This window comes from Actinoplanes sp. NPDC048791, from assembly GCF_040650095.1.
Taxonomy (GTDB): Bacteria; Actinomycetota; Actinomycetes; order Mycobacteriales; family Micromonosporaceae; genus Actinoplanes.
The window spans coordinates 1-7897 of record NZ_JBEZGQ010000333.1 but is presented as its reverse complement, the minus strand read 5'-3'; the positions used below and the strand labels follow the sequence as shown (position 1 = coordinate 7897).

Below are 7897 nucleotides of genomic sequence, written 5' to 3'. Positions count from 1 at the left end.
CTGACGGCCCGCTCGGCCGCGATCCGCAAGGCCAGCGGCAGGTACGCGCAGCGCCCGGCCAGCGCGAGCACCTCCTCCGAAGCCGCCTGGGCGCGGGCGCCGATCAGTGACACGAGCAGTCCGGCCGCCTCCTCGGTCGAGAGCAGGTCGAGTTCGACGCGCTGGGCTCCGTGCCGGGCCACCAGCCCGGGCAGCGCGTCCCGGCTGGTCACCACGACGACGCAGGAGCTTGTGCCGGGCAGCAGGTCGCGTACCTGCTCGACGCTGCTCGCGTTGTCGAGCAGCACCAGCATCCGCAGACGGGCCATGAGGGTGCGGTAGCGCGCCGCGAGCTCCGGTACGGCCACCGGCAACGCCGTCCCGGGCTCGCCCAGCGACCGCAGGAACCCGCCGAGCGCCTCGGCGGGCGTCACCGGCGCGCCCGGGTCGTAGCCGCGGAGGTTGACGAACAGCTGTCCGTCCGGGAAGCGGCGGCTGACCCGGTGCGCCCAGTGCACGGCCAGGGCGGTCTTGCCGACGCCGGCGGTCCCCGACAGGCTGACGATGCGTACGCCGTCGCCGCTGCGGTCGAGCAACCGGTCGAGTTCGGTCAGCGCGTCCCGGCGGCCGGTGAAGCCGCTGACGTCAGCCGGGAGCTCGCGTGGCTCCGTACGGGTGAGGACTGTGCGGCCCGGCGGCGCGCCGGCTGCCGGATCCGCCGTTTCGGACGTCGCGTCGAGCCACAGGTTGCGGAAGACCTCCACGTCGCCGCCCAGCGCCTCCACGACCAGCTCCAGCAGTCCCCAGCGCGGCGCCCGCGGTCCCGCGAACACCACCGCCACGGTCGCGTGGCTGCACCCGACCTCCCGGGCCATCGTCCGCAGGCTGGGCCAGCCGGCCTGGTGATGCAGCTCGTGCAGGCGGTCGAACAGCACCCGCAGCGGACCGGGTGGTACGTCGGGCCTCGGCAGAGCTCCCACCAGTCCACCGTCGTCAGACGTGCGGTCGGTGTCAACATGATTGCGGAGCGTGTTGCTGGACCGGCTGGGCAGTCCTGGTCAATTCTGTCAACCGCCCCTCGGGCCCCGGGACGCTGACCTCTCCAGCATTCCGACCCGATGGGAGCAAGCCATGTCCGGTACCGCAGAACCCACCACCACCGGCGACGCCGTCAAGCACGTCCCCCCGGCCGGCGCGGTCAAGCACGAACCCGGCACCTACGGCCCGCGTTTCCCGCTGGCCGAGGCCGAGGCCCGGCGGATGGCGCAGCTGTCCACCGAGATCACCAGCCGGCTCGACGAGATGGCGCAGATCTTCACCAGCACCACCGGCAGAGCGCTCGACGGCATGTCCCCGCGGTTCGTGCGGGACGCCCACGCCGACCGGGCCGACGTCACGGACGTCGAGATCATCTGTGGCCCCGAGGGCTGCGGTTGTTACGTGACGCTCTCGGACGGCACCGGCTGGTGCGAGTTCCCCTGCGGCGGCTGACCCGCCGACCCGACAGCACCGAAGGGAGCACAGATCATGTCCGAGACCACTCGCCGCCAGATCGAACGGATTCTCGACGAGGACACCGGCCGTACCGTCGGGGTCGTCGTCCAGATGAGCTCGCCCGATCACCAGGAGGACTCGCGCCTCGACGTGGGCGGCCGGTCGCAGGCCACCTCCGCCCGCGAGGTCCTCCCCGAGCCGGTGCGGGCCGTCCGGTCCGCCGCCGTGCTGGCCAGTGCCACCGCGGGCGGCGTGCCCGCCATGCGCCCGTCCGTCCCCGACCTGGCCGGCGCGGATCCGGCCCAGCCGAGCCTGTCGTCGGTACGCAGGTCCAACACCGCCGCTCTCGAACCGCTGCTGGCCACCGACGCCGTGCGCCGGGCGCAGGAGAACAAGCTCGGTGCGGCCAATGCGTTCTGGCCGTCCCGGTCGGCGTACCTCGAGCTCGACCGCGACGACCTGGCCCGGCTGGCGGCCACGCCCGGCCTGGCCGCGGTCTACCCGAACGCCCGGGTGGCCCTGTCGCCGGTCACCGCGGCGCGGGAACTGCCCACGGCCGTGCTGGACAACTCCGCCTCGTCGTGGGGGGTCACGGCCGTCGGCGCGCTGGCCGCCTGGGGTGCCTACGGCGCCCGCGGGGCGGGCGCGATGGTCGGCGTCCTCGACAGCGGCGTCGACGCCACCCACCCGGATCTGGCCGGCAAGGTCAAGCGGTGGGCCGAGTTCGACAGCCAGGGCCTGCCGGTGCCCGGCTCGACCCCGATCGACACCCAGGGCCACGGTACGCACGTCTGCGGCACCATCGCCGGTGGCAACACCAGCGGCCAGTGGATCGGGGTGGCACCCGAGGCCCACCTCGCCGTCGCCCGCGTCCTGCCCGACGGCAGCGGTACGCTCGCCCAGATCCTGGCCGGCATCACCTGGGCCATCGAACAGGGCGTCGACGTGCTCAGCATGTCCCTGAGCGCGCCGCTGTTCGACTCGGGCACCGGCGCTTTCACCTCACTGGCGCCGGGCGTGTTCACCGAGTCGTTCCGTACCTGCCTGCGGGCCGGCATCCCGATCGTGGCCGCGATCGGCAACCGCGGCGACCAGACCGGCGCGACCACCGGCGGCGACATCCTCGCGTTCGCGGTCGGCGCGACCGATCACAGCGACGTCGTCGCGGGCTTCAGCGGCGGCCTGTCGGAGGTCCTGACAACCTCGACGGTGATCGCGGCCGAACACCTGCCGCTGATCTTCACCAAGCCCGACATCTGCGCACCCGGGGTGGCGGTCACGTCGTCCTACCTGGGCGGCACGTGGAAGGCCCTGAACGGGACGTCGATGGCCACCCCGCACGTCGCCGGGGCGATGGCTCTGCTGCTCAGCGCGGTCCCGTCGATCCGCAGCACCTACACCGGCAGCAAACGCGCCCGGTACCTGATGGACCAGATCGCCGGCTCGACCGACGAGCTCGGCGAGAGCGGCCAGGACGCCCGCTACGGCTTCGGCCGCGTCAACGTGTTGCGGGCGATCGCCCTGTCCCGGCCGGTCGCGGCGCAGGACAAGCCCTGACCGTCCTTTCGGGGGTGCCGGACCTCACGTCAGGGGCGGATCACCGCGGCCTGGCGGTGCAGGTCCCGATGGCGAGTGCCGGGTCGCGGCGGGCTTGCTCGACCACGACCCGGACCCCGGGTGGGTCGTTGCGGGCTGGCTCGTTCAGGGCCCGGGCCTCGGGCGGGTCATAGCGGGCTGGCTTGTCCAGGGCCCGGACCCCGGGCGGGTCGTAGCGGGCTGGCTCCTCCAGGGCCCGGACCCGGACGCGGGCGGCGAGATGCTGCGCCCAGGCCTCGTCGGCATCCTGGCTCGCCGCGACGGCATCATGCCGAATCGCGCACGACCAGTCTGGTCGGCAGGATGAGGGAGGTGCGTTCGCGGCCGGCGATCAGGTCGATCAGCATCCTGGTCATCTCCTTGCCCAGGGCCTGGATCGACTGGTGGACCGTGGTCAGCGGCGGCTGGGTCCGCTCGGCGATGTCCAGATCGTCGAAGCCCACCACCGCCACGTCGCCCGGTACGGATCGGCCGGACTCGGCCAGCACGCGCAGCGCACCGGCCGCCATGTTGTCGTTGGCGGCGACCACCGCGTCCAGATCCGGGTGGCTGTCGAGCAGTGTCTTCATCGCCGCGGCGCCGCCGGCCTCGGTGAAGTCGCCTTCCGTCATGCCGTACGGGATCAGGCCCGCCATGATCATCGCCTCGCGGTAGCCGCGGTAGCGGGCCTCGCCGACCTCCGTGCCGGTCTGGCCGGAGATGGTGACGATGCGGGTCCGGCCCAGGCCGATGAGGTGCTCGGTGGCCAGGCGGGCCCCGCCGACGTTGTCGGAATCGACGTACCACTGCGGTTCGAAGGTCAACGGCCGCCCGCCGTAGACGGCCGGCAGGCCGGCCTGGCGCACGATGCGGGTCAGCGGATCGTCCCCGCGCAGGGCCATCAGCATGATGCCGTCGACCCCACGGGTACGCAGGAGGTTGGTCAGCCGGGTCTGGCCGCGGCCGGAGCTGGCCAGGCACAGCACCAGGTGCAGCTCGGTGTCCTCGAGCGCCGCGGAGACGCCCACGATGACCTGGGCGAAGAACGGGTCGGCGAACAGCTCGGGGGCGTCATGGGAGACCGCCAGGGCGACGATGCCCGTCTGCTGCGTGGCCAGGGCGCGGGCCGTGCGATTGGGCTGGTAGCCGAGCTCCTTGACGGCCCGCTCGACGGCGGCGCGGGTGGCCCGGCTGACGTGCGGCGCCTTGTTGATGGCCCGGGACGCGGCCGAGCGGGACACGCCGGCGCGCTCGGCCACCTCGTCGAGAGTGGGTTGGCGCCGAGGGGTGTCTGCTGCCATCGCGTTGCCGGGTCCTTCCTGCGGGTGGCGCCTGCGCGCTCCGCCTGCTGCTCGGGGTGCCTGCGCCGGAATGCTCCATCGTTCGTCGGCCCGGCCTGCGGCGACCGTCGCCCGGGTGGTGCGGATTCGCCGCCCGATGATATCGACCGGGCCAGTCCGGCGGGATCCATGTCGATGTGACTGGAAGCGGTCCCAGAAAGTTACCACCGTGCTCTTGGGGTCGGCCTACCGCGACGATGCTCGATGTCTTGACATTACGGGAGTGTTGCCAGACATTTACATCGACCAACATGTCTGGAAGCGCTTCCAGTTTTTCGCACCGAGACTGAGGAGATCCGCCGATGAAACGACCGACCCGTCCCCGGGTGTTCGCCGCCGCGCTGGCTTTGGCGATCCCCGCGGTCCTGCTCGTCGCGCCCGCCGCTCACGCCGATCCGGTCAGCCAGACCAGCGGCTTCTACGTGAACCCCAGCTCCAGCCCCGCGTCGTGGGTCGCCGCCAACCCCAACGACGGTCGCGCCGCCGCCATCCGGTCCCAGATCGCGCAGCGGCCGATGGCCAGCTGGTTCGGCAACTGGAGCGGAGACATCGCGGGCGCGGTGAGCAGGTACGTCGGAGCCGCCGACGCCGTGGACAAGCTTCCCCTGCTGGTGGCCTACAACATCCCCGGCCGCGACGCCTGCGGCGGCCACTCGGGAGGCGGCGCCGGCAGCGTCGGCGCGTACGACGCCTGGATCTCGTCCTTCGCGTCGGCCATCGGCAACCGGCCCGCCGTGGTGGTCCTCGAGCCGGACTCGCTGGGCGACTTCAGCTGCATGAGCCAGGCCCAGATCAACGACCGCGTCGGCATGCTCTCGCGCGCGGCCAACCAGTTCCGTTCCAAGGCGCCCAACACCTGGGCCTACCTCGACGCCGGCAACCCGGGGTGGATCGACGCCCAGACAATGGCGCAGCGACTCAACATGGCCGGCGTGGCCAACGCCCACGGCTTCGCGCTGAACGTGTCGAACTACTTCACCACCGGCGACAACTCCAACTACGGCAACCGGGTCGCGTCCGCGCTGCGGTCCTACGGGTACAGCAAGCCCTTCGTGATCGACACCAGCCGCAACGGCAACGGCGGCAACGGTCAGTGGTGCAACCCGGGCGGTCGCCGGATCGGCACCCCGACCCAGATGGGCGGCGGGGCGGAGATGCTGCTCTGGCTGAAGACGCCGGGGGAGTCCGACGGGAACTGCGGGGTTGGGGCCGGGTCTTCCGCCGGGCAGTTCCTGCCTGAGGTGGCCTACAAGATGATCTACGGGTACTAGCGCAGGGTCGTGAGTCGGCGGTCCCGGTCCGCACGCAGGGCCGGGGCCGCCGTTCTGTTTGTCGGGCTCAAGCGCGTGATCTGGCTCAGGTGCCCGTGATCTGGCTCAGGTGTCCTTTCGCCGGCTCGGTTGTCCTGCAAGAGGCTCAGGTGTGCTGGAGCAGGCTGAGTTGACCCTGATCGGGCTCAGGTTTCCTCGATCAGGCTCAGGTGTGCTTGATCAGGCTCAGGTGTGCTTGATCAGACTGAGGTGTGCTTGAGGCGGCTGGGTTGTCCTGGAGGAGGCTCAGGTTTCCTGGAGCAGGCTCAGGTGCTCCTGAGCAGGTTGAGGTGCTCCTGAGCAGGTTCAGGTGTTTGTCGCCCCGGCGGTCGCCATCGCCTTGGCGGAGCTACCCGGGCTACCCGGGCTACTCGGGCCACCCGTCCGACGGTGCTTGAAGGCGGTCGGCGCCAGCGAGCACCGTCGTACCGCAGAACAAGGTCGTCGGCCAGCCGTCATCTCAGAAGGCGCAACGGAATTCGCGCGCGCGAGTGCCGTCCATCCCAGCAACTCCCGACTCCGGCCGCCCCGGCGTCTCCTCGTCACACCCGGCAGGGCGACCCTCCCGGTGGAAGCCTGGCGCGTCGGCCTGCGAACGCGCCTGGACTCAGCTCCCGGCGCAGGTGACGGTGGCGCCGCCGCCACTTCCAGTTCCCTGGAAGCCGAAACTGGCGCTCTGACCGGCACCCAGCCGCCCGTTGTAGCTCTGGTTGGTCATCGTGACAGTGCCGCTGGTGCCGCTCACGACGGCGTTCCAGGCCGAGCTGACGGACGCCCCGGCCGGCAAGCCCAGAGTGACGCGCCACCCGTTGAGCGCGGTGCTCCCCGCGGTGACGGTCACGGCGGCGACGAAACCACCGTTCCATTGGTTCTGGACCGAATAGGCCGCGGAGCAGACACCGTCGCCCGGAGGCGGAGTGGACGGAGTGGGTGGAGTGGGCGAGGTGGACGTCGGTGGGGGAGTGGTCGACGGGGCGCCCCCGCCGAGCGTCAGGTTCTTCTGCTGCACGGTCCACGGAGCCCGGCACAGGCCACAGTCGGCCCCCACGAAATTCGCGCCCGCGGTGACGTCACCTTTCAGGCGCCATTTGAGATACAGCACCGCGACGCGGCCGAATTCGCCGCCGTTGGTCTGGTCGTAGGTGCCGCCGTGGCCCACGTTCAGGTTGCCCATGAAGGCCGGCAGCCCGGCCGGCAGCTTGCCCCAGTCGTCGATGGCGTTCGGGTACGCGATGTCGCTCGGCCCGCCGATGAAGTACGCGATCGGCCTGGTCAGCCCGCGCAGCTGGTAGTCGTCGCCGTCATTGAGCAACCCGCTGCTGAAGATCATGGTCGTGGTGATCCGCGGATCGGCGGAGACCGCGTACGCCTCCAGGCCTCCACAGGAGAAGCCCGCAACGGAGATCTTGCTGGTGTCGAGCCTCCCGTAGTACTTGCTGCCGGCCCGGGTGTTCTCCGCGACGGCCCAGTCGATGGACTGGGTGAGCATCCGGGACGTGGTGGAGCCGGACCCGTTCGGCGCGCCGTTGGCGATGGCCAGGAAGCCGTGCGACGAGATCTCCCGCAGGAAGTTGACCTGTGCGGTGCCGCTGGCCGCGCAGCCGCCGTTGCCCCACACCAGGACGGGCAGCGGTTCGGACGGCAGGGTCTGCGGCCGGTAGATGGTGTGGTCGGGCAGGCCGGTCGAGGTCTCGTAGTCGGCCGGATAGGGGCCGGAGCCGCCCACCGCCGCGTCGGCCGGGGTCGTGCCGAGCGCCACGACGGCGGCGGTGAACGAGACGACGACGGCCGCGAGGCCGGTGATGAGCTTCGATGTTCTGCGCACTTCACCCTCCAGGGCGCCGCAAGGGGATGCACCCGGCAGGCCATTGACTGCGAGCAATGTTGCCAGACCGTTTCGCCCAGTTCAACGCGCAAGTTGGGGTGGTGAAAAGCGTTATGTCGCGGCATTCGACAGAGTCGGTGGGAGCGCTCCCATGAAACTCTTGAATGTCTGGAAACATTCTGGCAACCTCCGGAACAGGCGTAACTGCTGTCGCCGCACGCCGTGACCTCAGCCCGGCCGGCAGCGAGGGGGCGTGTGACGCTGACGCTCTCTGCTGCCGGACCGCCCCCCACCGAGCAGGAGTACACATGAGACACAGCTTCGCCTCCGGGCGTCGTGACCGCTGGCGCCGGGTCGCCCGGGGCATCGCCGTC

At 71.1% G+C, this 7897-nt stretch carries 6 protein-coding genes; 3 read left to right on the top strand and 3 right to left on the bottom strand.

What is annotated here, in order from left to right:
• Window positions 1–959: XRE family transcriptional regulator (locus AB0C29_RS23240; RefSeq protein WP_360823569.1), on the bottom strand; the 959-nt coding region annotated here is incomplete at its 3' end.
• A gap of 151 nt (window positions 960–1110) precedes the next feature.
• On the opposite strand from AB0C29_RS23240, the gene AB0C29_RS23235 reads away from it, so the two are divergent.
• Complete coding sequence (locus tag AB0C29_RS23235) at window positions 1111–1470, top strand: hypothetical protein (RefSeq protein ID WP_360823566.1); 360 nt, start codon at window positions 1111–1113, stop codon at window positions 1468–1470.
• Between the two features lie 36 nt (window positions 1471–1506).
• Window positions 1507–3030 carry a S8 family serine peptidase gene (locus tag AB0C29_RS23230; protein WP_360823563.1) on the top strand — a complete coding sequence of 508 codons (1524 nt, stop codon included), beginning with the start codon at window positions 1507–1509 and terminating at the stop codon, window positions 3028–3030.
• Window positions 3031–3335: 305 nt separating this feature from the next.
• Here the strand turns inward: AB0C29_RS23230 and AB0C29_RS23225 are convergent, their stop codons facing one another.
• On the bottom strand, window positions 3336–4349 hold the full coding sequence (locus tag AB0C29_RS23225; protein WP_360823560.1) for a LacI family DNA-binding transcriptional regulator: 1014 nt from the start codon (window positions 4347–4349) through the stop codon (window positions 3336–3338).
• A gap of 341 nt (window positions 4350–4690) precedes the next feature.
• On the opposite strand from AB0C29_RS23225, the gene AB0C29_RS23220 reads away from it, so the two are divergent.
• The gene (locus tag AB0C29_RS23220; RefSeq protein WP_360823557.1) at window positions 4691–5659 is read left to right on the top strand and encodes a glycoside hydrolase family 6 protein; all 969 of its coding nucleotides are present in this window, start codon (window positions 4691–4693) and stop codon (window positions 5657–5659) included.
• A 646-nt stretch (window positions 5660–6305) separates the two neighbouring features.
• Here the strand turns inward: AB0C29_RS23220 and AB0C29_RS23215 are convergent.
• Window positions 6306–7523, bottom strand: coding sequence for a cellulose binding domain-containing protein (locus AB0C29_RS23215; protein ID WP_360823554.1), 1218 nt, complete (start codon window positions 7521–7523; stop codon window positions 6306–6308).
• Window positions 7524–7897: the final 374 nt, after the last annotated feature.